This is a genomic window from Amycolatopsis alba DSM 44262 (assembly GCF_000384215.1).
GTDB classification, from domain to species: Bacteria; Actinomycetota; Actinomycetes; order Mycobacteriales; family Pseudonocardiaceae; genus Amycolatopsis; species Amycolatopsis alba.
On record NZ_KB913032.1, the window covers coordinates 9,776,192 to 9,797,629 of the forward strand.

At 66.8% G+C, this 21,438-nt stretch carries 23 protein-coding genes; 10 read left to right on the top strand and 13 right to left on the bottom strand.

Features of this window, described 5'->3' with window-relative positions; genetic code table 11:
* Genes AMYAL_RS0145160 through AMYAL_RS0145200 form a run of 8 tightly spaced genes read right to left on the bottom strand, consistent with a single transcriptional unit; the run spans position 1 to position 6,499 of the window.
* Entirely contained in the window at positions 1 to 933 is a 933-nt protein-coding gene (locus AMYAL_RS0145160; protein ID WP_020637916.1) for a hypothetical protein, read from the bottom strand.
* Positions 934 to 985: 52 nt separating this feature from the next.
* Entirely contained in the window at positions 986 to 1,438 is a 453-nt protein-coding gene (locus AMYAL_RS47640; RefSeq protein ID WP_020637917.1) for a TadE/TadG family type IV pilus assembly protein, read from the bottom strand.
* A gap of 2 nt (positions 1,439 to 1,440) precedes the next feature.
* On the bottom strand, positions 1,441 to 1,638 hold the full coding sequence (locus AMYAL_RS0145175) for a hypothetical protein (protein WP_020637918.1): 198 nt from the start codon (positions 1,636 to 1,638) through the stop codon (positions 1,441 to 1,443).
* 53 nt (positions 1,639 to 1,691) lie between these two features.
* Complete coding sequence (locus AMYAL_RS0145180) at positions 1,692 to 2,585, bottom strand: type II secretion system F family protein (protein WP_020637919.1); 894 nt, start codon at positions 2,583 to 2,585, stop codon at positions 1,692 to 1,694.
* Positions 2,582 to 3,511, bottom strand: a complete 930-nt coding sequence (locus tag AMYAL_RS0145185; RefSeq protein WP_039796146.1) for a type II secretion system F family protein — start codon at positions 3,509 to 3,511, stop codon at positions 2,582 to 2,584. The genes AMYAL_RS0145180 and AMYAL_RS0145185 overlap by 4 nt, the downstream gene beginning before the upstream one ends.
* Complete coding sequence (locus AMYAL_RS0145190) at positions 3,508 to 4,872, bottom strand: TadA family conjugal transfer-associated ATPase (RefSeq protein WP_020637921.1); 1,365 nt, start codon at positions 4,870 to 4,872, stop codon at positions 3,508 to 3,510. The genes AMYAL_RS0145185 and AMYAL_RS0145190 overlap by 4 nt, the downstream gene beginning before the upstream one ends.
* Complete coding sequence (locus tag AMYAL_RS0145195; RefSeq protein ID WP_245193367.1) at positions 4,869 to 5,753, bottom strand: CpaE/TadZ family protein; 885 nt, start codon at positions 5,751 to 5,753, stop codon at positions 4,869 to 4,871. The genes AMYAL_RS0145190 and AMYAL_RS0145195 overlap by 4 nt, the downstream gene beginning before the upstream one ends.
* 38 nt (positions 5,754 to 5,791) lie before the next feature.
* Complete coding sequence (locus AMYAL_RS0145200) at positions 5,792 to 6,499, bottom strand: SAF domain-containing protein (RefSeq protein WP_143267920.1); 708 nt, start codon at positions 6,497 to 6,499, stop codon at positions 5,792 to 5,794.
* 353 nt (positions 6,500 to 6,852) lie between these two features.
* On the opposite strand from AMYAL_RS0145200, the gene AMYAL_RS49765 reads away from it, so the two are divergent.
* Entirely contained in the window at positions 6,853 to 7,128 is a 276-nt protein-coding gene (locus AMYAL_RS49765; RefSeq protein ID WP_020637925.1) for a hypothetical protein, read from the top strand.
* A 508-nt stretch (positions 7,129 to 7,636) separates the two neighbouring features.
* Here the strand turns inward: AMYAL_RS49765 and AMYAL_RS0145215 are convergent.
* Positions 7,637 to 8,212, bottom strand: coding sequence for a hypothetical protein (locus AMYAL_RS0145215; RefSeq protein ID WP_051137624.1), 576 nt, complete (start codon positions 8,210 to 8,212; stop codon positions 7,637 to 7,639).
* A 221-nt stretch (positions 8,213 to 8,433) separates the two neighbouring features.
* Here AMYAL_RS0145215 and AMYAL_RS0145220 point away from each other — a divergent pair, with 221 nt between their 5' ends.
* Positions 8,434 to 9,081 (top strand): prepilin peptidase, encoded by a 648-nt coding sequence (locus AMYAL_RS0145220; RefSeq protein ID WP_020637927.1) that lies wholly within the window; start codon positions 8,434 to 8,436, stop codon positions 9,079 to 9,081.
* A gap of 359 nt (positions 9,082 to 9,440) precedes the next feature.
* On the opposite strand, the gene AMYAL_RS50745 is transcribed toward AMYAL_RS0145220, so the two are convergent.
* Positions 9,441 to 9,800 (bottom strand): DUF6355 family natural product biosynthesis protein, encoded by a 360-nt coding sequence (locus AMYAL_RS50745; protein WP_245193368.1) that lies wholly within the window; start codon positions 9,798 to 9,800, stop codon positions 9,441 to 9,443.
* A gap of 394 nt (positions 9,801 to 10,194) precedes the next feature.
* Positions 10,195 to 12,495 (bottom strand): helix-turn-helix domain-containing protein, encoded by a 2,301-nt coding sequence (locus AMYAL_RS0145230; protein WP_020637929.1) that lies wholly within the window; start codon positions 12,493 to 12,495, stop codon positions 10,195 to 10,197.
* A gap of 300 nt (positions 12,496 to 12,795) precedes the next feature.
* Between AMYAL_RS0145230 and AMYAL_RS47645 the strand changes: the two genes are divergently transcribed.
* The 4 genes from AMYAL_RS47645 (at position 12,796) to AMYAL_RS0145250 (ending at position 16,158) form a co-directional block, all read left to right on the top strand.
* Entirely contained in the window at positions 12,796 to 13,272 is a 477-nt protein-coding gene (locus AMYAL_RS47645) for a hypothetical protein (RefSeq protein WP_020637930.1), read from the top strand.
* A 65-nt stretch (positions 13,273 to 13,337) separates the two neighbouring features.
* A complete protein-coding gene (locus tag AMYAL_RS0145240) occupies positions 13,338 to 13,883 on the top strand; it encodes a hypothetical protein (RefSeq protein WP_026467989.1) in 546 nt (181 codons plus the stop codon).
* Complete coding sequence (locus AMYAL_RS47650; RefSeq protein WP_020637932.1) at positions 13,880 to 14,989, top strand: MAB_1171c family putative transporter; 1,110 nt, start codon at positions 13,880 to 13,882, stop codon at positions 14,987 to 14,989. The genes AMYAL_RS0145240 and AMYAL_RS47650 overlap by 4 nt, the downstream gene beginning before the upstream one ends.
* The gene (locus AMYAL_RS0145250) at positions 14,986 to 16,158 is read left to right on the top strand and encodes an FAD-dependent monooxygenase (protein WP_020637933.1); all 1,173 of its coding nucleotides are present in this window, start codon (positions 14,986 to 14,988) and stop codon (positions 16,156 to 16,158) included. Before AMYAL_RS47650 ends, AMYAL_RS0145250 begins: the two co-directional genes overlap by 4 nt.
* A 46-nt stretch (positions 16,159 to 16,204) precedes the next feature.
* Here AMYAL_RS0145250 and AMYAL_RS0145255 read toward each other — a convergent pair whose 3' ends face one another.
* Entirely contained in the window at positions 16,205 to 16,759 is a 555-nt protein-coding gene (locus tag AMYAL_RS0145255; protein WP_051137625.1) for an NUDIX domain-containing protein, read from the bottom strand.
* On the bottom strand, positions 16,756 to 18,084 hold the full coding sequence (locus AMYAL_RS48175) for a helix-turn-helix domain-containing protein (protein ID WP_167336204.1): 1,329 nt from the start codon (positions 18,082 to 18,084) through the stop codon (positions 16,756 to 16,758). Before AMYAL_RS48175 ends, AMYAL_RS0145255 begins: the two co-directional genes overlap by 4 nt.
* 385 nt (positions 18,085 to 18,469) lie before the next feature.
* On the opposite strand from AMYAL_RS48175, the gene AMYAL_RS0145265 reads away from it, so the two are divergent.
* The 4 genes from AMYAL_RS0145265 (at position 18,470) to queC (ending at position 21,311) form a co-directional block, all read left to right on the top strand.
* A complete protein-coding gene (locus AMYAL_RS0145265; protein WP_020637936.1) occupies positions 18,470 to 18,712 on the top strand; it encodes a hypothetical protein in 243 nt (80 codons plus the stop codon).
* A 1,000-nt stretch (positions 18,713 to 19,712) separates the two neighbouring features.
* A complete protein-coding gene (locus AMYAL_RS0145275; protein ID WP_143267921.1) occupies positions 19,713 to 19,973 on the top strand; it encodes a hypothetical protein in 261 nt (86 codons plus the stop codon).
* Positions 19,974 to 20,121: 148 nt separating this feature from the next.
* Entirely contained in the window at positions 20,122 to 20,604 is a 483-nt protein-coding gene (locus AMYAL_RS0145280; protein WP_020637939.1) for a hypothetical protein, read from the top strand.
* A complete protein-coding gene (gene queC / locus AMYAL_RS0145285; protein ID WP_020637940.1) occupies positions 20,604 to 21,311 on the top strand; it encodes a 7-cyano-7-deazaguanine synthase QueC in 708 nt (235 codons plus the stop codon). The genes AMYAL_RS0145280 and queC overlap by 1 nt, the downstream gene beginning before the upstream one ends.
* The last annotated feature ends 127 nt before the right edge of the window (positions 21,312 to 21,438 follow it).

A 21,438-nucleotide genomic window follows, 5' to 3' on the forward strand; every position in this document is an offset into this window, starting at 1 on the left:
TCACGGCTGCTCCTCCCCTGCCGGGTCGCCGGGTCCTGGTGGGGTCGCGCGGTGCGGTGGGAGCAGCGTGAGGCGGGGCCACTGTGAGGGTGGCCGTTCCCAGGGGAATTCCCCGGCCTGGGTGAGGTCGCGGGCGGCGGTGACGTGAGCGAAGACGTTCCGCGGCAGCATTTCCGCAGCGCTGGTCAGGCCGCGCAGCTCGGTGCGGCCGGGCAGTGCGGCCAGGACACGGTCGGCGCGGTGAGTCAGGTCGGTGCGCCGTAGTTTCGTTTCCCACGCGCGGGTCAGCACCAGGCAGCCGCGCAGATGCCGGGCGACTTCGTCCAGGTCGTGGTCGATCGTGGTGACCGCCTGGCGTGCCGCGGCCACCAGGTCTTCGCCGGCGTCGGGGTCGGTGGCGAGTTCCTCGGCGAGCGCGTGCGCGTCGCGGCCGCGGTCCAGGCAGCACAGGGCCTCCCACACCACCCGGTGCGCCTCTCCTGGGAGTGCGGGTTCGATCCAGGCGCGGGCCGGTGTGCGGTGCAGCTCGTCGACACCCGCCAGTAATTCGCGCACCATCCTCGCGACATCAGGCCCGAGGTCGGCGAAATCCCTGCTGCGCCACCCCTCTCCGCGTCGCAACCGGGTCCGGGGCACGTCATCGCGCAACCCCCGGTACTCGCGCACCGCGCACCGTGCCCGCCAGCCGGCGAGCACGACGATCAGCGCCACAGCAGTGAGGATGAACTTCCCTGCGAATCCGTTTCCCGCCAGCAGTGCGAATCCCACGACGGACACACCGGCCAGTCCTTTCAGGACAGTCTCCGGTCGCAGCGCGGCGAGGATCTCGCGGCGCCGCCAGTGGCGTGCGCTGACGGCGGGATGGAGCAACACGAGATCCGGCCCGTCCGGGAACACGCCGTTGAGCACCGGTGAATGTCTGAGGTCGCCCATCAGGTGACTCCTGTCGGTCTCGTACCAGAAGCTGTTTCTGGATAAGAAAAAGTCAGGGTGTGGTGCCCCTGTCGGGCACGAAACGCTCGACCTCGCCAGCGGTTTCGGCGTGCACGTGCAGCTGCACACCGGGCAGGACCATGGCGGCCTCGCCACGGACACTCACCGACACCGAGGCCGCGTCCCGGAGCACGGTGAGCCGGGGCTCGCGTAGCGGGCCGGCGGCGAGGTCGTCGAGCAGCCGCTGCCCCGCAGCATGCCCGGCGTCGGCGGTACCGTGCTGGACGCGGGCCGCGGCAAGCGCTTGTGAGGCGGCGGCCTGGGCGACGTGGGTCGCGTGGGACCACACGGCGAACTGGATGATCGCCAGCAACGCCAGCAGCAGCAACGGTGTCGCGATGACCAGCTCGACGGTGACCTCACCCCGGTCCCCGGACAACGCGTGCCGGACACGGCGGGACAGTGAACCGGAAGGCCGCCGCGATGAGCGGTGTCGGGCCGTCATGGTCAGCCGATCCCGAGGTTGATGGAACTGGCCTTCTCGGTCAGTTTCGCGACGATGATCGCGATGATCGCGATCGCGGCGATGGCCATCAGGGCGGTGACGATGACGGTGGTGGTGATCTCACCGCGCTCGGGTTCGGCCCGCAGCACGGCGATCCTCGCCGACACCACCGTCCATATCGTACGGACGTATTGCTTCATGGCTCCTTCTTTCTTTTCCGCGAAAGGCTTTCTTCACGCTAGGTGCGGGCTGGCTAGAGGCCGTTGAGGACCTGGATGACCGCGGGGTAGGCGATGAATCCCAGGAATCCGAGGAAGAGCAAGGTGACTGGCAGGGCCATGCGCTCGGTGGCGGCCTGGGCATCGGTCTCTGCGTCGGTGACCTGGTGGGTACGCAGCGCCTGGGCTTTCGCGGCCAGGGACGCGCGGACGCGGGCGCCTTCGGTGCCGGCCAGGGAGATCGACGCGGCGAGTTCGGCGAGTTCGGTGATGCCGAGTTCCTCGCCGAGCCGGCGCAGCGTGGCCCAGGGGGTGGTGCGGGTCAGCTGGGCGGCGTGAAGGGCGCGGCGGATCTTGTCGAACGCCGGCCCGGTCCCCACAGCCGCGGCATCGCCAAGGGCGGCCTCGACCCCGGCTCCCCCGGCGAGCGTGATCCAGACGAGGTCGAGGAAGGCCGAAAGCGCGTCGCGGAACTCGCGCCGCGACCGGGTGGCCTTGGCACGGACCTCGAGGTCGGGGGCCAGGAAGCCGACCGCAGCGAGCACGAGACCGGCCAGCAAAGGCACCTCGGCACCCAGCGACAGCCCGCCCAGGGCCAGCAACGCCTGCAGCAGCCACGGCGCCAGCAGCCCTGCAACGGCGAGCACGGCTTTGGACGCCAGGTGGGTGTCGACGCCGCGGCCGGTGACCCGCAAATCGGCTTCGATCTTCGCGCCGGGAAGCCCGAACATCCGCAGGCCGGACACGAACACGCGGCCCCAGGCGCGCACCCACGCGGCGTCACCGGTGAGGACGATCGGCATAGCCGGCCGCCCGGCGCTGACCTGGGCTAGCCGGTCGCTCAGCGCCGGGCGAGGTGGCACGGCCCAGGCCAGCAGCAGCCACAGCCCGGCACCAGCGCCCGTGCCGAAGACGAGAGCGGGGATCATGAGCGCTCGCCTCCACCTGAGGTCGCTGCGCCGTCTCGCGCGCCGGTGGCGTCCGGAGTGTCCAGGGCGAGCACCTGCGGTTGCCGTCCGCCGGCCGCGATCCGGGCGAGCCAGGCGAACCCGGCCGCGAACAGGGATCCGATGAGCAGCAGGACGAGCTGGCCGGTGGCGGTGTTGTAGACGTCGAGGTAGGCACGGTTGAGCACCACGACCCCGATAGCGAAGCCGAGGGTGGTGGCGACGATGACCCGCACCGAGGTCCGGGTCCGTGCCCGTCCGGTCTCCACGCGCATCCGCATCGCGGCCTGTTCGCGGGCGGTGGTGGCCAGTGAGCCGAGCAGGTCGCCGAGCTGGCGGGCCTGGTGCTCGGCCGCGAGGACGAGGGCGGCGAGGACGAGGTCCGCGGTCGGGTCGTCCAGCTCGCGTGCGAGAGCCCGCAGGGCCGGTGCCAGTCGCTGCCCGCTTTGCAGCCTCGCGGTGAGGGTGGCGACCTCGCTGCGGATGGCCGCAGGCGCGAGGCCGACGGTGACGAGGATGGCTTGCTCGAGTCCCGCCGCGGCGGACAGGACGTCGCGCAGCATCTCCGTCCACGACGCGATGGCCTCGATCCGCGCGACCCGGCGGGCGTGGGCGCGGTCCGGGCCGACCAGCCGGGGCAGGAACCACGCTCCAGCGGCGGCCAGCACCGCGCCGACCACCCACCCGGTCGCAGCCCCGGTCAGCACGCCCATACCAACCACCACAGCTAGGCGTAGCAGAACCCGCCGGTCTCCGGCCTGGTCGCGTGCGGAGCGCAGCAGCGGATGAGAGCGCGAGGACGACGGCACCGCCGCGGGCCGGCGCCAGGCGGCCGCGATCAGCAGCAGGCCGACGGCGGCGCCCAAGCCGAGTGCGGCGTCGATCATGGTGGTGGTGTCGATGGTCATGGCGTCCACCGCCCCTCCGGACGGGACAGCAGGTCCGGGTCGAATCCGGCGGCGGCGAGGTCGTCGAGGGTGTCGGCGCGCAGCGCCCCCGCTACCGGGACGGCACGACGGTCCGGGCCGCGGCGATAGACCTCGTTGGAGATCACCACCCCGGCCTCGGCGTCGATCACCTCCCGGATCGAGGCGATCACCCGCGTCGTCCGGTCGACGGCCCGGTCGAGGTGCACCACGAAGTGCACCGCGCTCGCCACGAGCAGCGCGGTGGCCTCCAGCGGGAGCCGTTCCGGACCTTGGGCGGCGTAGGAGGCGAGGCGGGTGAACGCGATCTTCGAGCTGGACGCGTGGAGGGTGGCCATGGAGCCGTCGTTGCCCTGCGACATCGCGTTGCACATCGGAATGACCTCAGGCCCGCGGATCTCACCGACGATGACCCGGTCCGGGGACATGCGCAGGCCCCAGCGGACCAGCTCTGCCTGGTCGATGGCGCCCTCGCCCTCGACGTTGGGTTCGCGGGCCTGCAGGGCGGTGACATCGGCGTGCCGCTCCGGGTCTCGGTCCAGGCCGAGTTCGAAGGCGTCCTCGACAGTGACGATCCGCTCCAGTGGGTCAATCTCCGCGGCCAGGCCCCGCAGCAGCGTGGTTTTCCCGGCTCCGGTGCCGCCGGTGATCAGCACGTTCTTCCGCGTCCGCACCATCGCGCGCAAGAACCGTTCCAGGCCGATGTCGAGGGTGCCGCGGCGACGTAACTGCGGAAGGGTGGCGGTGAGGTAGCCGTGCCGGCGGATCGTGCACGCCGTCACGCCACCCGCTGTCAGGCCGAGGACGGCGAAGAGCCGTTCACCGCCGGGCAGCTGGAGGTTCAGTGCCGGACTGCCGCGGTCGAATCTGCGCTCCTCTGACGACGCCCGAGCGGCGAGGGTGCGGATCAGGTCGGTGAGTTCCGCGTCCGACGAAGCCACCGGCGCTACTTGGGCACGGCGGCCGTCGTTGTACTGCACGAACACCCGGTCGAAGCGGTTGACCGCGATCGTCTCCACCGAGCGATCCGCCAGCAGCGGCTGCAGTCCGCCCAACCCGAACACCTCATCCAGAACCTGGTCGACGACTCGCTGCTCGACTACGGAGTCCACGAGGGCACGTCCGGCGAGAAGTTCGGCCTCGCTATGTGCGGCCACCGCGATGTCGAGGACCTGGCGGCCGATCTCGCGACGCCGCGCCACGCTCAACACACCGCCGCCCATACGGGAAGCGATCTCGACCCGGCCAGGCAGATCCGTGGTCAGCGCCTGTCGGAGCCGAGTGTGCAACCGCTGCTCGGCATCCCCCGTATCGCCCGCGGCGGCGAGGTCGGTCTGCGTCATGAGCGTGGCTCCTTCCCGGAAGTGCTGGGCTGATGGCCGTTGTGCCGCGGATCGCCCACTCGATGCGGCGCGGACGCCGTGCGTAGCCCGAAGGCGGGCGGGGTGATGGGAACGCCACCGGGTCGGCGCACCTGCTGGGCAGGTACCCCTGGGACACCGGCCGGTACGGACCCCGGAAGCGGGGCCATGGGACTGACGGGTACAGCGAGAGTGCGGGCGAGAGCGGCGGCGTGGCGGGCAAGACCACCGTTGGTGCCGCGGCGGCGAGCCGGTGGCTGCCGGTGCCCGGTCAGTGTGGCGGCAGTGACCGGGTCGTGCGGGAGACGTCCGATCGCGGGTATCCCCAGCTCACGCTCGACATCCACGGTCGGATAACCATCCCCGGTCAGCAGCAAGCCGGGACGTGGCGTCCAGCGCGCCAGTTCCCCCAGCCGCGCCGCGGCATGCGCGAGGTCGTCGCCCTGAGTACCAGTCACCAACACCAGAGCATCGGCGCAGCGCGCGATCGCCTCGGCCGGTGATGCGGGATCCACCCGTCCGCAATCGGCGAGCACCACCACACTCGTGTCGCGGGCCACGATGGGCAGCAGCGGCTCGTCCGGAGCCGTGGCCAGGGTCGACAGTGCGGCGCGCGCGTGCGTGCCACCCGGTGGGGCCACCAGCGCGCGGACGCCGCCGGGCAGGGTCTGGGTGTGGTCCCACACCATCGCGGGATCACGAGTACGGCGTGCCGCGGCGGCGAGGCTCACGAGCCCTGGGGTGGCCGGCAGGCCGAACCGCATCGCCAGATCGCCTCCGGACGGGTCGACCTCGGCGACCAGCCGGCGCGTGCTCTCGACGTGCGGCCACGCCATGGCCAGAGCGACAGCCAGGGTCGTCACGCCCGGCGAACCTTTCACCGAGCACAAGACGATCAGCATCACCGCTCACCACCCGCCGGTTGCATCACCAGTGCCAGCTGCCCGGCCGGGACCTGTGCCAGTTGTGACGCCCCGGTGGTGTCGATTTCCAGCGACACCACCGTGGTCTGGTCCGTACCCGCAGGAGTCACCCCGACGACCGTGGCACGCCAGGACGTTCCCGACGCGTGTCCGAACATCGAGCTTTCTGCCGCAGCGGCGGTTACCACGACAGTCACCGGGGTACCGGCGGCCAGCTCAGGCGGGGCCTGCCCCGGCTTCACCACGACCGCGACCACCGCCCGACCCGCCGCGGGGATCGCGGCAGCGCTCACCGCGTCCGGCGTCAGCAACGTTCCCGCGCCGAGGCTGGTCGCCATCGGCCGCCCCAGCACGCTCGCCGCCCGATCCGCCGGAATCAGCGCCATGCCCGGCGTGGCGGACACGTCGATGCTGCGCAGGTCCGCGGACGTCAGCACATGTCCGAGCGGGACCGGCTTCGCCAGCGCCAGCACCGAAACCCGGTCCTGGGTGCTGGTCGTCCACCACACCGCGCCACCGACACACAGCACCACCAGCAGCACCCCCGCCACCAGATACGGCAACCGGCGCCGCCGCCCCCGGCGCACAGCCGACCTCGACGGCGAACCCGAGGAATCCAGCCACGACCCCGGCCGGGCTTCACCGGTCGCGCTGTCGCCGCGCGCCGGACTGTCAGTACTGGTCACGAGAAACCCCTCCAGACATAGCTCACCCGCACCACGTATTCACCCGGCCAGCAAATGCCGCCGCGAATACACGGTCAGGAAAAGGAAAGAAAAGAAAACTGCCGATCAGTTGGGAACGTCGTCCGGGTTATCCAGTGCCCAAGGCTTGAGCTTCGGCGACCCGGAAGGACGCCGCCGCGCTGGTGGTCATGTCCGGGAACGTGCCCGCCGCCCCGGCACCCGACCACGTGATCCGCCACGACACCGACGCCACGGCAGGAAACCGCTCGCCCGGCGCACCGGCCGAGGAACGCTGGTAGGTGTGGCCGCAATCAGGGGACGCCGCCTGCGGATCCCCATGGGCGGGGAACGGTGTGCCCGGTCCAGCGCAGGACACGGTGCTGCCATCACCCATCGCCCAGGACACCGAGGTCGGGGTCGCGGTCGCGGTGACCGACACTCCAGGAACCGAAGCCGTCGCCGACTGCGGCCGCCACATCGCCCGGTCCAACCACAACCACGTCGGCAGCTGCACCAGCTGCGTTCCGGCCGGGCTCGACGCGATCACCGGACTCGGCAACCGCAACTGCGACCGCGCCTGCTCGGCCAACTCTTCTGGCGAGGGCAGCGGCGCGGCACCCGGCGCCTGACCATCGGGAATCCACACCGGCGCCCGGTAGAGCGCGTCCCGCTGCCCCTGACCGGAACACTGATAGACGTACCACGCACCGCCCGGACCCGGTGCCTGCGCCGGCACCACATCTTGGGGCCGCGGACGGGCCAGCGACACGAACTGCACCCCGCCAGAGTCCCAGCGATGTCGGTGGAAGCGGATCGTCAGCACACCGTTCGCCGGCGGCTGGTAATTACTGCGCACGTACGAGCAATCGGCTTGGTTGTTGTCTCCGTCGACAACCCGGTCGCCGGGCGACGGAGCGGCTTTGCCCTGTTCGCCTACCGGCGATTTCGGGCCACCGGGTTTCGGGCCGGGCACTGGGCCTGGGATGGGAGCGGAGTGGCCGCCGCTACCAGCGCCGAGATCGCAGGACGGGTTTCCGGCTTCACCGCACTTGACGTTGCCCCAACCATCGGCCAAAGCCGGGCTTGCCGCAGCGAGAGAAAAGACGATCGCCGCGCCCGCTGTCAGCGCGGTCCTGTTTACCCTGTGCATGACCCGACCTCGTGCACCGCGAAGGTCGTCACTTTCCAAGAGCCGTCGATGGCTTTCTTCACCAAGGCCTCGATCTGTCGGCGTCCGCTTGGCCCGTCGTTGGCGGGTTGACCATTGTCAGCCCGGTACTTGAGCCAGTTCGTTGAGTCGCCGCAATCGGTGAGTGTGACCGAAGTCGGGTTGTCCAGTGGCTCTACGGAAACCGGCTTCGGGTGATTGACGGGCTGCCCTTTGGTGATCAGGCCGTTGTAGTGATCGGCGTACAAACTTCGGGAAATGGTCTGCAGCGCTTCGCCTGTCGCGTTCTGAGCCAGTTTTGGTGTTTGCCAGTCCGAGGTTGTCGCGGCTTCGGCCATGTCGCTCCACATGCCTAGGTAGGCGGTAGTGGCCTTCTGCTTGGCGATATCGGCGGGCGAGGCGGCTGTGGTGCTGGGTGCGATTGGCGGTGCTGACGTCGCGGATGCCGGGGTTGCACTGTCGTCCGAGCTGCAGGCGCTCAAGCCAAGTCCGGCCGCAGCGGCAAGGCCGGCCAGGGCGAGGCGGGTGCTGCGGTAGTGGGTCATTGCGGTCCCCGTTTCATCGACGATCGTAAATCAGTGTGGGCGAGCCGCACCGCCGTGACGCTCCACTTCAGCGGGTTCGCCTCAAGGCCGACTTTCGTGGTGATGGTGCTCTGGGCAGCAGCTCTCGCGTGAAATTCACCCGTTGGTTTGAGAGCCGGTCGGCCGGAAGATCGGACGGGCAGGATGGCGTACAAGGTGATCAGACGAGGGGTGGAGGACTTGTGCAGCTGACGGCGAGCAGCTGGTGGTGGGGTGGCGGTGCTGCCGCCGGCCTGGTGCTCGGTGCGGCGGTGAGTGGGCTCACGCGCCGGTTCCTGCGACAGGAGCGGAGGCTGGCCGCAGCGTGGTGGTTCGGCGCGGTACTCACGGCCGCCGCCATGGGGTTGCTGGGCTGGCGTGTGGAAGCACGCGGCGAACTCGCCGTCTACGGGTTGGTCACCGTCCTGGCGGTTCCCTTGGCGGTAATCGACTGGTGCGAACACCGGCTTCCCCGGGCCTGGATATGGCCTCTGCTTGCCGGTGCCATGGCGGGTTTCGCGGTGCTGTGTTTGGTCCGTCGCGACCCCGCGCCGGGTGTACGAGCGCTTGCCGCACTCGCCGCGGCGGGTGGACTGTTCCTCATTCTCGCCGTGGCCACCGGCGGGGGTATCGGTGCTGGCGACGTCAGCGCCGCCGCCGTGGTCGGGCTGGTGACCGGTTGGATCGGCTGGGCCCAGGTCGTCGGGGCGCTGCTGACGGCCTCTCTGCTCGCGTTGGTCATGGTCGCTGTGCCCGGCGTCCGACGCCGTGATGAAGACGGCGCCGTGGTGGTGCCGTTCGGACCGTGTCTTCTGGCGGGCGCGCTGGTTATGGTGCTGGCGAACGGTTAGAACGCCTGTCGCCGTGTGATGTGACTCCACGGGTGCCTGGCTCGTCATCGTTCTTCCCTGCTTCCCTGACAACGCTCGTAGCGGGACTGTCCTACCTGCTGACTTGTGGGCTTGCGGGGTTGCCGGGGTGGCACTTGAGGGGAGGGGCGCCACCCCGGCGGCTTCCGTCGATCCCCGGATGACACCGACGGAGCGCTTGCCGCTGAGCGGCAAGTTGGGTGCGGCGTGACGGGCCAAGCTGGGGCGGAGAGCTTGGTTTCCCGCCACGCCGCGTCCGGGGCGCTGACCTCCCCGGAGCGCCAGAGCAACCGCCGATCAGCAAGTCCCAGGCCAGCGATGACGGCTCTGGCGAGTCTTTATCACGCTGGGCCGTAGTAGCCCGGAATGCAGCGGACGCCTCCGTTCCACCAGGCGCCGGTCACCCGCCATCTGATGACCGGCTGGAGATTGGTCGTGCCGGGCCCGACGCAGTAGCGGAAAAGACCTCCAAAGAAATCCTCGACGTCCAGCATCACAGTGGACCCGGTACCGCCATCGCAATGCCGATACTTTCCCCAGCCGAGATAGCCACATCCTTCGCTGACGGTCGCAGGACTGCCAGCCGCTGTTTCCCTTGTCGTGACAGCGTTTGCCGTCACACCCGACCCCGCGACAGCGAGTGCTGCAACCGCTCCAGCCAAACCGTATCGAACCGCACGAGTCCGCGAAATTCCAATCATATCCTCACCCTTAAGAGTAATGGAATTGACTAGCCGAACGACGAGCCACTGATATCCACAATTTCGATGAAATCGATCTGCGGCGGGTTGCGTTGTTCTGCTATTCACTATCCACTGCCACAACAGGAATGGGAACCCGTTAGGCGAGCACAATGCTGTGCCGATTCTGTGTTGATCTTGTCATGACCCTGTCAAGACGGCAACGATTTTCATTAACAGCGAAAGCTTCTGGATACCAGAAGGCAACAGTTCGCCCGGCACCGAAACCAGTTAAGCCCAGCCAGATCTAGCCTGACTGGGCTCATACTGAATACCAGATTCATGAACTAGAGCGCGTGCCAGCTTAGCCGAACAGCGGGCCCGAGCCATCGCATAAACCGTGGTTGGAAATACTTTACCGTGCCCACGAAGGAAAGCGCAGCACGGTACCAGCGGGCTCGTTCTTCGCCGCCCAGTCAGGTTTTCCGCCCAACGCGGCGCGCGCGCGAATTTCATGCGCCCGTGAATCGCGGAGGCTCTCCAGTATGTCGGCTGCTCTTTCGTAGGTGGCTGTGGCCTGCGGACGTACTCCCAGGGCTAACAGGGAGTCCGCTCGGGCGATGAGTGTGTCAGCAAGGTTCCATTGTTGCCACGAGCGCCGCCGAAGTGAGGCTGCGGCATCGAAGTGTGTAAGGGCCGCCCTATGTTCGCCTCTGCGCTGCAGCAGGAGGCCGAGGCTGTGGTGCGCGGCGCTGTGGATGCCGTCAGAGTCGTGCCTTTGAGCGAGGCTCAGTGCCTCGCGCGCAGTGTCGACGGCACGCTCGCGATCACCGACTTCGTGGAAGGCAAGGGCGAGTGCTGCCCGGTTCATGACGACGCCGATGTCGTGGTGAAGTGCCTGGAACCGATCATCCGCCGCCAGGAAGTGGGCGATCGCTTCACCGTGCCGCTGGCTATCGGTAAGAGCGAGCGCCAAGCCGTATGCGGTCCATGCCGCGGGCAGCTCGTCTCCGAGTTCGGCATAAAGCTTGAGGGCTTGCGTGAGATGAGAGATGGCTTCGGCCGTCCGGCCGAGGTCACGCTCGGCCCATCCGAGGACTTGCAGGCTACGAGCAGTGCCCGGAGTGCTTTCCGCCGCGGTCGCGGCGTCGAGCCCGTCGTTGGCGGCAATGAGCCAGTCCGTCCAGCTTCGGGTGATGGCGAAGAAGGGGAGGAACGCAGTCGGCAGGACCCACAGGAGGTCCTTTGCGAGGTGACTGCGGGTGTTCTTCGCGATTTGCAGGGCGGTCGCGACCTCGGTCTGGCACCAGGACATCGCCTCGTCGAAGCCAAGGCTGCCTTGGCCGAAGTCCGCGAGCAGGCTGTTGATCGTCGAGTCACGCCAGTTCGGGATTAGCGAGTTGTTGGCGGAAAGCGCTCGTGCCGTGTACCACCTCAGAACCCGGTCTTGGGCCTTCTCCACTTCCCGGAGGTCCTCCTCGACCAGCGCGCGCTGATATGCGTATGCCCGCAGGAGGTAGTCGATGCAGTAGCGACCATCCGGCATGGCTGTCACCAGGTGAACCTGCCGAAGCACGGCGAGAAGAGACTCCGCTAGGTCGGACTCGATGTCGGCAAGCACGGCAGCGGAGTCCGCGCTGACGGTGTACGCGGGGCTGATCCCCAGCAGGCGGAACAGCCGTGCCGCGGCCGGCGGCAGAGCGAGGTAGGACAGATCGATGACGCCATGGATGTTGACCGAGGGGTCCGGCGAGGTGAAGAGGTCCAGCCGGTGATGGTCAGTCGCCAGCTTGGCTGCGATCTTGCCCATTGTGCTGTCGGGCCGCTGCTGGAGGTGTTCCGCGACGATCAGGACTGCCATGGGCAGTCGGCCGCAGCGCCGTACGACCGCTTCCGCGGCCACGGGGTCTGTGGCTAGCCGATGACGGCCGACGCGGCGGGCGAGCAAGGTCAGCGCGTCGGCGGCCGGCAAGGCGGGCAAGTCGATCGACACTCCGCCGGTCCGCAACAGCAGGCTGGTTTGGTGCTCGCGGCTGGTAACGACGACGACGCTGCCGCCGCCGGGCAGCAGATGCCGCACCTGGCTGTAGTCGGTGATGTTGTCGAGGACCACCATGGCGGGGCGTTCGGCGAGGATCGATCGGAAGCGTGCCGCCCGGACCTCAAGTGCGCCATTCAGGTCTGCCTGACCGGCGCCCAATGCCTGCAAGAAGCCATCGAGTACATCCTCCGGCGTCCTGGGTGCCCCAGGGCCCAGCCCGCGCATATCGGCGAAGAGGCAGCCACCGGGAAACCGATCCAGGTTTCGGGTGACCCAGTGCACGGCCAACGCCGTTTTCCCGACCCAGAAGCCTCCTTCGATCACGATCGCGTGGGCACCCCCCTCTGCCGGGCTCACGAGTGCGGCGTCCATCATCCGCAGGACGTCTGCGCGTCCGACGAAGCCTGGGACGTCGGCGGGCAACTGCATCGGCTTGCCCCCACCTACCGAGCCTTCGGAGCGTTGTTGTTCGGCGAGGCGTTCGAGCTGCCCCTTCGCGTCGAGGACCCTGTCGATCTGGCGCACGACCTCCGGCAGCAGGCGCCGGTGGCCATGGAGCAGCTTGGATAAGTAGCTCGGGCTGTAGCGAGCCTTCGCGGCCACATCACCCAGGCTCATTCCCCGCTCACGGCGCAGCCGATGCACCGCCTCAGCAAAGCTGTTGATCTGTCGCATCTGCGTCTCCCCATCCGCAGAGCAATCGACCGCGCTAGACGCGAGCCGCTCTTGCCCCGCTACGCCGGGGCGAGCCCGGACCTGCCTCCTGCACTGGCGCCTTTGCGGTCACCATCAACTTCCTCCGACCGTGAGGCTCCAAGCCCGCTAGCCCACCTGGGTGGCGAACCTTCTCCTCAGTTGAGGCTTCGTGGAGTCGAGACTATTCTCAGGAGAAAGTTCTTTTCAACTGACAAGAAAGTGATCACCCGATTGGGTGTCTCATCAGTGAAGACACGGCGGCTGTCATGGAGGCCTGGGGTGGCAGAGCAAGCGACGCGAACGCTCGCCGCGAAGCTGAACGACCTCTTCGCGACGAAGAAGCGACCGGACGGCAAGGAGTACAGCAACGAGCAGGTCGCCGAATTCATTGTCGCCGGCGGATACGCCAGGACGGCATCTCAGAGCTACATCTGGGGACTCCGTAACGGCACGAAGACCAATCCGACGAAGAGCTACCTGGAAGGGCTAGCCGCCTTCTTCGAGGTCCCTGTCGCGTACTTCTTCGATGACGACGAGTTGGTGCGGCAAGTCGACCAGCAACTGGAAGCGCTGAAGGCGGAGCGCGCCAGGATGGCCAGCCTGTCCGGTGACGAGGAGATTCAACTGCTGGCGATGCGCGCCGGCCAGCTGTCACCCGAACGCCTGAAGCTGGTGAAAGACATGCTCGAACTCGTCTACCAGCAAGAGCAAGCCGAGAGGCCCCCGCCACCCGATGGAGGGCTTCCAGGCGTCTAGAACGGACTGGCCATAGCGATTTCTGCGATGCTGCCTGAAGTCGCTGCTGCGAAGGGAGGGTGCGGGTGTCTGAACGGCGCATACGCCGACAATGCCGTGAGATGCTGAGCAAGCTCGATATTCGCCCACCCCTGGACGTGACCGAGCTATGCCGTCAGATGGGCGAGATCCGCGGCAAACCCATCCGCCTGATCGCCTACCCCATCCCCGTCCCCGGCCCTTTCGGCATGTGGATCTCCACCCGAGAAGCGGACTACATCCTCTTCCAGCAGGAAACGTCCAAACTGCACCAGGACCACATCGTCCTGCACGAACTCGGCCACATCCTCGGCGGCCATCAGTGGGCTCTCGACAGCGACGTCCTTCCCGACGGGCTCACAACGCCAGGAACACGATCGCTGAGCGAGCAGTACCCGGATATCGGCGACGACGCAGTGAAACGAGCGCTGCGGAGAACTGCCTACGACACCGACCACGAACGGGAGGCTGAGGCAGTCGCGACGATCATCCTCGAATGGGCATCCATCCTGAACATCGCGGCCCCTCGGCCCTCTGACGGCGCCGCGCGCGGCATGGACACCGCTCTCGGCGCCCGGATCGGCTGGCTATGAGCTGGCTCATCAGCGCCGCCCTGATCTGCTGTCTCCTCGGCGGTCTGGTCTGGAAGGGCTATCAGCTCAGCCGACAACCCTGGAACCTCCCTCTGCAAGGCATCGTCGGCTTCCTCGCCTTCGCGCTCATCGGGCGCATCCTGCGTGACGTCGTCGGCGACGCGTCGCTCGTGCGCGGGGGTCCGGTGTGGTCTGCCGTCGCATGGCACGCTCCCACGTCGGCCGCCGTTCTCTCTCTGCTGTTCTTCTTCGATGCTGCGACGCTGTCTCGACAGGTAGCCAAACGCCGCACTCGCCGCAACCTGATGGTGCTCGTCACCGCCGAACTCGTCATGATCGGTGCGGCGGCTTCGGCACCGGCGCCGCGGTCCGTTCCGCACATGTCGGTCATCTACTTCGCCGCCAACCTCTTCATGGGCTGCGCGCTCGCAGCATGCGCGGTCTCGGCACTGCGCTACGCCCGCCAGGCCGAACGGCGACTAAGCATGGGACTTCGCGTAGCGGCCGTCGGCTTCGTCATGGTCGCGGTGACCAGCGGGATATTCGCCGCGATCGACGTCGAGTACTGGTTCACCGGAACCCTGTTCATGGACATCATCGGCATGAACGGGACGCTGTCGTTCACCGGCATCGTCGCGATCGTCGTTGGCCTCCTCTATCCGGCGGCCCGCATGCGGCTGACCGCCATACGTATCTGGTGGCGTCAACGTCGCGCTTACCAAGCACTCGAGCCGTTGTGGACGGCGCTACACCATGCGTTCCCTGAAGACGAATTTCTCCGCGCCTCCACCACCCCGTGGGACTCCCTACGCGTATGGGACGTGCACCGGCGCTACTACCGTCGGATGATCGAATGCCGAGACGGACTCGTCCGAGTCAGCCCACGCGTAGCAGAACTCCGCGAAGACCATCCAGCCGACACACCGCTGTCAAACCTCATCGCCGAAGCGCTCCGGGGCTCCCCTGACGACCACGGCAAGCATCAGCGGGCCGTCCCTCTCGCAATCCCGGAGACCAGCTCAACGCGCGACGAGGTCGACGAACTCGTAGCGCTCTCACGTGCCTTTGCTGCCAGAGACTTAGCCACCTCAGGGAGGGCCGCGTGACCCATCACGCGATCATCGTCGGCGGCGGCATCGCGGGATCCGCAGCTGCCCTAGCTCTGCGCAAAGCCGGGATCACAGCCGAAGTCTATGAAGCTCGGCACGACGGAGGCGACTACAGCGGAGCCGCACTTCGCCTTCCACGCAACGGTCTCAACGCCCTGCGCGCCATCGACGCACACGACATCGTCACCGACATCTCCTACCCGGTCGCCAACACCGAGCTCAGCTCAGGAACCGGCCGCCACCTCGGCACGGTCTCCTTCGCGGGTAACGGACACAACGACGTCCCCCGCACGATGCCCCGCGCTCGCCTCGCCCGCGTCTTGCGCTCCACGGCCGCCGACCGCGGAGCGGCCGTCACCATGAACAAGCGCCTGATAGCCGCAACTAGCCGCTACGGCACCGTAATAGCAACCTTCGACGACGGCTCCACAGCCGAAGGCACCGTGCTCATCGGCGCAGACGGACTCAACTCCACAACCCGCCGGCTGACCTTTCCCTCCGCACCAGAACCCCACTACGCCGGAACCCACCTCGTCTACGGCTACGCCCCCGCGAGCACCGCCGCTCCTCCGTCGCCGGACGCCTTTCACATCTGCTGGGGGCGGAAGGCAACGTTCGGCTATACGACCGCCGGCGGCGACATCTACTGGTATGCCAACATCGCCTCGCCAGAGGCACTATCTGCGCAGGAACCCCGCGACACCGAAACCTGGCGTAAACGCCTCGTGAAGCTCTTTCGGCGCGACCGTACGCCAGCCGTGGACATCATCCGAGCGGCGACCGTCATCCTGCCCTCCAACACACGCACCCTCGACACCCTGCCGACATGGCGCACGGAGCAAGTCATCCTCATCGGTGACGCAGCCCACGCCGTCCCCCCAGCTACAGAGCAAGGCGCCGCGTTAGCCCTCGAAGACGCAGTTGTTCTAGCCCAACAACTTCGCTGCAACGAAGAGGCAGCGACGGCACTCGAAGCCTTCGAGGCCGTACGACGTGAAAGAGTCATTCGAGCTGGGGCTAGCCGCCGCAGCCGCACGACACACCGACGCGGCACGCCGCGGTGGATCGAACAGCGAAGCCGCGATCGCAGAATTGCTCAAGCAGCTCAAAGCGGCGCCATGGACCCACCAGCGTGGTTACACGAGCACCAAATCGTTTGGGACTAAGCAGCTTTCAGCCGCTACTACCTGTTCTACTTCTATTGCTGCAATCCTATGGGGTTCGACCGAACTCGGCGTAGTACGTCGAACCGTCAAGAAGTGCTCGATGCGCCAGGCTAACTCGCCGAGCCATTGATGGGCGAAGGTGTTGTTTGGCAGCGTCAACGTGGAGGAACTCAAGGCGACTGACCTCGTTGGCCGCCGGTCGAATCGCCTCGATCTGCTCGACTCCGAGTACGCCACCGTCAAAGATGAACTGGACGCTGTCACGCCACACGCCGTGAGTTGGCATCCAGTCAATGAGTAACAGTCGGCCAATCTGCAAGTCGACCCCAAGTTCCTCCCGAACCTCGCGGTAGCAAGCGGCTAGCGGCGATTCCTCGTCCTCGGTCAAGCCTCCCGGTATGTCCAGAAACGGCTTGTAGGTCGGTGATATGAAGAGGATCCGACCCGAATCGTCACGGATGAGCACACCTGCTGCAACGTTCTTTCGTGGCAGCCGCTCGGCGATTCCCACGTTGAACTCGGGCTCTGGATCGCCCTCGTCCTTCAAGTCGTGCTGGAAGACTGTGCGATCACCGCAGTGGTTGGGCTGCTCATGCGTCAAGGTGCCTCACTTGGTAGGAGCGTGACCACCGTCTCTGTCAACTCGCGTACAGGCCGCAGCTGCCGGTGCCCTTCAAGCTGGCTGAGCAGGTCGCGGACGATGTGATGCGAGCGCTTCGAGTTGGCGGCCGCAGCGGCTTTAGCCGCCATCGTGCCATAGTGAACACATCGCTCCACATCCTGTTCGAGCAGGGCAGCCTTGGCGCGTTGCCCAGCCGCGAAAACCTCGCGACGCACCTGCCCCTGGGCCCTGTCCGCCAGGAGCTGCAGGTACGGTTCCGCCGCGCGAACATCTCCTAGATCGAGCCATGCCGAGCTGGCGAAGCTCGCGAACACCGCGTCATCCCAGTGTGCAATCCAGTAGGGCGTCTCATCTGCCGAACCGTGATGGTCGTACGACTTCTCACCTCGGCGTAAGGCCTCAGTGCTACCCCTGTGATCGCCAAGGGCCGCGGATGCAGTTGCTTCGAGCATGGCTGCTTCGGTCTTCACTGCCGCGACGGAGCTAGACGAAGCAGTCTCCTGTGCAGCTCGAGCAAGCGCCAACGCCTGGTCAGGTCGATCAAGGTACAACGCCTGATGGCTCATGGTGGCGAAAACGAACGATCCGTACGCAGGGTTACCCGCTTCTTTGGCAAGCCGGAGAGAGTGGACAAAATAGTGCTGCGCCAGGCGGTGAAACTGAGAATCATAAGCCATGTATCCGATAACCTCGGCCAATACTGCCGAAGCCTGGAATAGCTCACGACGCACCGAATCAGATGCAGGCCTCCGGAGGGTCGGCAATACACGGCTCGTTAGATATTTCACAGCTAGCCCGCGGCAGTAGTCTCCACCAAACTGGCGATCGAGGCGATCGAGCGCAGTAGTCGTCGCTTTAATCTCGTCGATGTCGCGCACACTTGTCGGGGCTCCGGTCGTCGGCATATCGAAATGCTCCACACCGAAACGCCAAGCACGGACGGCCTGCGCGGGCAGTCGCCCCTCAAAGACACGCATACCGGGCTTCGTGTCCGCCCCGTTGTCAACGAGAGCCACTGCTTCCAAGGCACTTAACGCATCATCAAGCGACGGGGTGTAGCGGGGCGACGTCGTCAGCTCTAATGACCGAGCCCGCCGGGACGGCGAGAGCAAGACCTCCAACTCGGCCAGGCTCACTTTGAGCACCTGAGCAATGCGCGGCCGCCGGTACGGCTGCGGAGTCAACTCGCCCCGTTCCCAACGCCCGACGGTAGAGAACTCCACCCCCACCGCTCTACCGAAGCTCTCTTGGGTGTAGCCCATCTGCTCGCGCCGGTCAGCGAAGGCAACTCGCCGCTCCCCCATGAACATCACCTCACCCGTCGGTCACCGTCACAATAGCCAGCTATCCGTCAAGTCTGATCACCCACTCAATGAGCTGCACCCGTTCGGACTACAAACCCGAAATGAGTCGTTTGCGCAGGTCAGACCTAGTGGCGCCTCATAGCCGCCTCATTGCCGCTTCATTGCCGCTCTGGCTGCCGCTTGATCACCGAGCGTTCACTAGCTTCCCTGCAATCCGGACGGGCCGCGCGCCGCGCGGGATGGACGCGCGGCGTCTGAGGATGTGGGGGTATCGCTTTCCAGCCTCACAGCGGGTGCACCCACAGCGGCCCGTCTGACGCCCGGAGTCAGTCGCAGGCGTGCGTATAGCGCTGGCGTCCGCCCGCCGTTACCGAGGAGTCGTCCCATGCCCCACCCGCTCGATGCCGTCACTACGGCTCAGCTTCACACTGTCAGCGGCGTCGACTATGCCGACGTGTTCACCGCCGCTGCCGCGTGGTTCGCCGCGCCGGCCCAAGCCGACGTGGCGATATGGAGCCTTGAGCTCGACCAACAAGGTCGGTTGTATATCGAGTCCGACGAACGTCTCTATCTCGAAATCTATTATCAGCGCTTTGACAAACCGCGTCTCCTACGGGGGGCGCATTGAACTGGGCGGCAAGCACGCCGGTTCTGCTTTCCCGTCCGCCAAGCACGGCAGCGCTCCAGACTTCGGGCAGGTCAGCGTGGGCAACGATCTATGAACGCCGCATTGACGCCACGTAGCCGCTCTGGACCGGGACCTGTTACAGACGTTTAGCTAATTATCGCCTACGGACCGCTGCTACACCGGTACGTACCGGCTGTACACCGTGAGACTTAACGAGAACGCTTGACCAACTGCGCGGCTGACAATCCGACGCAGCAAACCAAATAGGGACTCGCTGACTATTGGAGTAGTTATGCTCTTCCAGCGATTCGTGGCGCCACGCGCGTCACGATACCCAAAGACTCAGCTCGCTGTGCCGTGTTTGTTCGTGCAGCCGGTGTGTCGACGGGAATGGAGTAGGGACACCGCGCGAGGTGGTGGCGCATGACGAACACCGGACCCTGGTCCATCGCGTGCCGTGACGTGACCGGCCGTGAAGGGACGCTGTGTGTTGCCGTGCGCGACTCGGAAGTCGTGGTCGTGGCTCCCCCAGGAGAGAGCTTGATCCTCGACTACGGGGCCGCCGCGAAGTTCCGCTCTGCCGTTATGAAAGCTGCCGAGGTAGCGGCCACACCCGTGTCGACCACATCTGGCGCTGTCACGACCACGGACACGGCGAGCACGGCGGAGCAGAACCTCGGTGGGCTTCCCCAACCGCCGTGGGGCCGCTCTGCTCTGTCGCCATGTCGCGGCGGGACCATGACCCCGATATCTGGTCCCGCCGCGATCCCCGCCTCCAGGGGTGAGGGCGCATGATCCCCTTGTGCATCACGGCGAGCGCCGCGCTGACGTTCATCTGTTGCATGCTGCGTATGGTGTGGCGGCGACGGCAGCAAGCCGAGTCCGCCTATGCAGGTTCGCATCGCCGCGCGCCGCGCCAGCCCCCCAACCGAGTCCTGCGGTACGCGATCGCGACCGCCGGGACCCACGGCCTCGGCTTGATCAGGAAGGCCGAGGGCCCATGAGGCGGCCATGTCACACCGTGCCCGCCGCCGCCTTGCTTCGTCGGCTGGGTTGGCAGCACCGCAGGGTCGACTGCCGCGACGGCGACGGCCATCGGTCCGCGCTGCACCTACGGCGGCGTACTTCCGCGGACGTCGAGATCGAGCTGCCGGGCGGGCGACTCGCCCGGTTGACCAACGTCGAGGCCGGGCAGCTCCGTGCGGCACTGCGCGATGTCCTGCTCGCGGATCAACCGTCGCACCGAGCGGGGGCCATCTAGCCAGACCTCGCGGGCCAGGTCGGCTTTCCCGTGGTGCCTTATCGGCTGAGCACGTCCGCGACACCGACTGCGGCCGGGCGGGAGTGGTTACTCGACGCCTCCCGTTCGGCCGCGCCCAACGCCCAACTCTTTCGAGGAGGAACGAATCATGACCGCCGTCATCGACGCCCCACCCGCCCAGCCCGAGCAGCAACCAGGCCAACGGGTGCGGAATTACCGCGACGTATTCGCGTGGCCAACCACGATCGACAGTGTCTCCGGCGACGTCTACCTCCAGCTCGGTGCCACGGTCGACGCGCTCATCATGCGCGCCGGGTCCGGCGCGGAGGTCAACAACTTCCTTGCGCGGCACATGTTGCGTGTGCCCATCATCGTGGTTCCAGGCGATCCCAATGACTGGATTTTCCTTACCCAGCCGCGCACGACCATGCGCATGTCGTCGTGGGGTGATCTGGTGCGCACGCAGATCGGCTGGAAACGGCGCCGTGACACTGTTCTGCTTCCCGCGTCGGACAACGTGAAGGAGGGCGTCCGGTGGCTTGAGCGGCCACAACCACACATGACCCTTCCGCCGTGGACCACAGTGGCCGACGCTGCCCGCTGGGCGTCCTCACCTTGCGGGACGTGGTGATGGTGCCGATCGGCTCGCCTGCTCACCGGCACCCGCGGCACGCCATTGTGATCGCCTCCGGAGGCCTGGACTCCACTGTGCTGGCGTACTGGCTAGCCCAGCGCGGAGCAGAGCTGACGCTCTTGTCCTTCGATTATGGTCAACGGCACCGGGTCGAACTGGAGCACGCGGCTGAGATCGCGCGACTGCTTGACTGTCCACACGAGATCGTTGACCTGGCGATGCTTGGCCGGCTGCTGGCTGGTTCCGCGCTGACCGACGCCGACGTGCAGGTGCCTGACGGCCACTACACCGACGAGTCGATGCGGGCGACGATCGTCCCGAACCGCAACGCGATCATGCTCGACATCGCGGTCTCGCTGGCCGTTGTCCGCAACGCCGACGTGGTCGCGTTCGGCGCACACGCCGGTGACCACACCGTCTACCCGGACTGCCGCCCGGAGTTCGTCAAGCGGTACGCCTGGTCTGCCCGCGTCGCCAACGACGGACTTCTGGACGACGATTTCGAGATTCTCGCCCCGTTTATCACCCAAAGCAAGACCGACATCGTCCGGATCGGCGCGGCATTCCGCGTGCCGTTCGAGAAAACGTGGTCGTGCTACCGGGGCGGAACGACGCACTGCGGCACGTGCGGGACCTGCACCGAACGCAAGGAGGCGTTCCAGCAGAACGGCATCCCGGACCCCACCACCTACGGCAGCGCGTGAGGAGATGACGACGATGGCGGACGCGGAGTTCGGATCACCGGCAGGGCCTGGGCGGGGCCGTCGTTCCCGGCGCCACAGCTCGCGCGTGTCGGGTAGCGAGCCGGTACAGCGTGGCGAGGGGATCGTT

Bases quoted from the DNA above. Each gene is read 5' to 3' on its own strand.
- AMYAL_RS0145265 (WP_020637936.1), top strand. From the start codon at position 18,470: ATGCCCCACCCGCTCGATGCCGTCACTACGGCTCAGCTTCACACTGTC.
- AMYAL_RS0145230 (WP_020637929.1), bottom strand. From the start codon at position 12,495: ATGCGACAGATCAACAGCTTTGCTGAGGCGGTGCATCGGCTGCGCCGT.
- AMYAL_RS47640 (WP_020637917.1), bottom strand. From the start codon at position 1,438: ATGACGGCCCGACACCGCTCATCGCGGCGGCCTTCCGGTTCACTGTCC.
- AMYAL_RS0145280 (WP_020637939.1), top strand. From the start codon at position 20,122: ATGACCGCCGTCATCGACGCCCCACCCGCCCAGCCCGAGCAGCAACCA.
- AMYAL_RS0145275 (WP_143267921.1), top strand. From the start codon at position 19,713: ATGAGGCGGCCATGTCACACCGTGCCCGCCGCCGCCTTGCTTCGTCGG.
- AMYAL_RS48175 (WP_167336204.1), bottom strand. From the start codon at position 18,084: ATGGGGGAGCGGCGAGTTGCCTTCGCTGACCGGCGCGAGCAGATGGGC.
- AMYAL_RS0145185 (WP_039796146.1), bottom strand. From the start codon at position 3,511: ATGACCATCGACACCACCACCATGATCGACGCCGCACTCGGCTTGGGC.
- AMYAL_RS47650 (WP_020637932.1), top strand. From the start codon at position 13,880: ATGAGCTGGCTCATCAGCGCCGCCCTGATCTGCTGTCTCCTCGGCGGT.
- queC (WP_020637940.1), top strand. From the start codon at position 20,604: ATGGTGCCGATCGGCTCGCCTGCTCACCGGCACCCGCGGCACGCCATT.
- AMYAL_RS0145160 (WP_020637916.1), bottom strand. From the start codon at position 933: ATGGGCGACCTCAGACATTCACCGGTGCTCAACGGCGTGTTCCCGGAC.
- AMYAL_RS0145175 (WP_020637918.1), bottom strand. From the start codon at position 1,638: ATGAAGCAATACGTCCGTACGATATGGACGGTGGTGTCGGCGAGGATC.
- AMYAL_RS50745 (WP_245193368.1), bottom strand. From the start codon at position 9,800: ATGATTGGAATTTCGCGGACTCGTGCGGTTCGATACGGTTTGGCTGGA.
- AMYAL_RS0145190 (WP_020637921.1), bottom strand. From the start codon at position 4,872: ATGACGCAGACCGACCTCGCCGCCGCGGGCGATACGGGGGATGCCGAG.
- AMYAL_RS0145180 (WP_020637919.1), bottom strand. From the start codon at position 2,585: ATGATCCCCGCTCTCGTCTTCGGCACGGGCGCTGGTGCCGGGCTGTGG.
- AMYAL_RS0145215 (WP_051137624.1), bottom strand. From the start codon at position 8,212: ATGACCCACTACCGCAGCACCCGCCTCGCCCTGGCCGGCCTTGCCGCT.